Here is a 1,566-nt window from a genome sequence, read left to right on the forward strand (position 1 = left end):
TTATTTCTTCTTGTTTAGTAAATAAGCTTTCTCTAAAGTTCCTAAATTTCATATTTTCCTCCCAATTATTTAAATCAATTTCATCCATATTTATTTTATTACTAAAGTTATCAATTCTAATATGTATATACTCATTTCCCTATCTATATGTTTTAATATATCAAAACAAACTCTTAATTCTTCATACTTATCATCTAAATTTATATCTTTATTATTTACTTCTTCTATAAGATTAATAATCCCCTTAACATCCTCTTTATGTGCCATATTATTATCTTTAATATAAACTCTTAAATCTTCTAATTTTTCATAAGTATTTTTTAGCTTTTCTTTTTGAATCATTTCTTTTTTATAGTCACCTAAGTATTTCTCTATCTTTTCCAAGTCTTTTCTACTATAATTCCAAACAACATTATTTTCATTTTCAATAATATAATCAATTTTATCTCTATATTTATCTTGTAATTCTTCTATAGCTATAACTATTTCCATATAATCATTTTCTCTTAATACCTTTTCACATCTATCTAAGTCAAAATCTATTTCTTTTGTATCCAGCAATTTATTATCTCCTTATGTTCTTTTTCTATATTATATCATTTCCTTGTATGAATTCATAAAAATAAGATTACTCAACGAGTAACCTTATTCTATACTTTTTATTCAACTATGTTACTTTCTTTTAAACTTTTCTTTTCTTTAAATAGCAAAACTGCAACACTTATAAACATAATACTCAAGATTAAAAACACAAATAATTGGTTAAATGACAAGTAAGTAGCTGTAGTCGTTTCAACATTTTCTAGCATCTTTGAAGATAAATAAGTTACAACAACTGCAAATCCATTATTTAAGAGGTGCATAAACATACTTACACCAATTGAATTTGTTTTACAAACTGCATAAGCAAAAGCCATTCCTAAAATAGAAGTCGGTACAATTCTTATAAAGTCCATATGCATCATTCCAAATAAGATTCCCGAAGCAACTATGGCTCCTCTATATGATTTCTTATTATGTTTAAAAGATGTTAATATAAACCCTCTAAAAAATACTTCTTCGCATATGGCTGGCATTAATGCCACTAAGCAAATATTTAAAAGTAAGTTATCCTTCGTAAATAAGGCATCATTTAACCCTTCAACGATTTCTTGATTTTGTGGGAAATAATATAAAATTATATTTGTTATTACAAATACAATTAAGTATGTTCCTATCCAAAGGCTTGTTGCTCCAATTAAATGCTTAAACTTTGGCAACTTTAAAGAGAACACCTTCTTAAAATCACTTTTTATATAATAAGCAAATAAAAGTGGTAATCCAATAATCATAAGCTGTGTCAATGCTATTCCTGCCGCTCCAAACTTTAACTGAACATAACTTCCCACATAAATAAGTAATACCAATCCAATAGCATATAAAACAACTCCATCGCTTACATGAACTGCACCCTTCATGTGGAACAATATAAAACAACCTAGGCTACCTTTTTCTTGTATTTTACAGGAGAAAGGTAGTTTAATTTTGCCTGTATTCTTTCTTTGTTATAATAATCTATATATTGAG

Annotated in this window: 3 protein-coding genes; all 3 read right to left on the bottom strand. The window is 26.3% G+C overall.

Annotated features, from left to right (window positions below; translation table 11 throughout):
* Window positions 1-90 precede the first annotated feature (90 nt).
* On the bottom strand, window positions 91-561 hold the full coding sequence (locus NSA58_RS19920) for a hypothetical protein (RefSeq protein WP_074078665.1): 471 nt from the start codon (window positions 559-561) through the stop codon (window positions 91-93).
* Window positions 562-659: 98 nt separating this feature from the next.
* A complete protein-coding gene (locus tag NSA58_RS19925; RefSeq protein WP_257560916.1) occupies window positions 660-1,457 on the bottom strand; it encodes a type II CAAX endopeptidase family protein in 798 nt (265 codons plus the stop codon).
* A gap of 20 nt (window positions 1,458-1,477) precedes the next feature.
* On the bottom strand, window positions 1,478-1,558 hold the full coding sequence (locus NSA58_RS21090) for an IS3 family transposase (protein WP_408645542.1): 81 nt from the start codon (window positions 1,556-1,558) through the stop codon (window positions 1,478-1,480).
* Window positions 1,559-1,566: the final 8 nt, after the last annotated feature.

Origin of the sequence: Terrisporobacter muris (assembly GCF_024621905.1) — a bacterium.
Classification (GTDB): Bacteria; Bacillota; Clostridia; order Peptostreptococcales; family Peptostreptococcaceae; genus Terrisporobacter; species Terrisporobacter muris.

Excerpts from the sequence above, each read along its gene's own strand:
- NSA58_RS19925 (WP_257560916.1), bottom strand. The coding sequence starts at position 1,457 with ATGAAGGGTGCAGTTCATGTAAGCGATGGAGTTGTTTTATATGCTATT.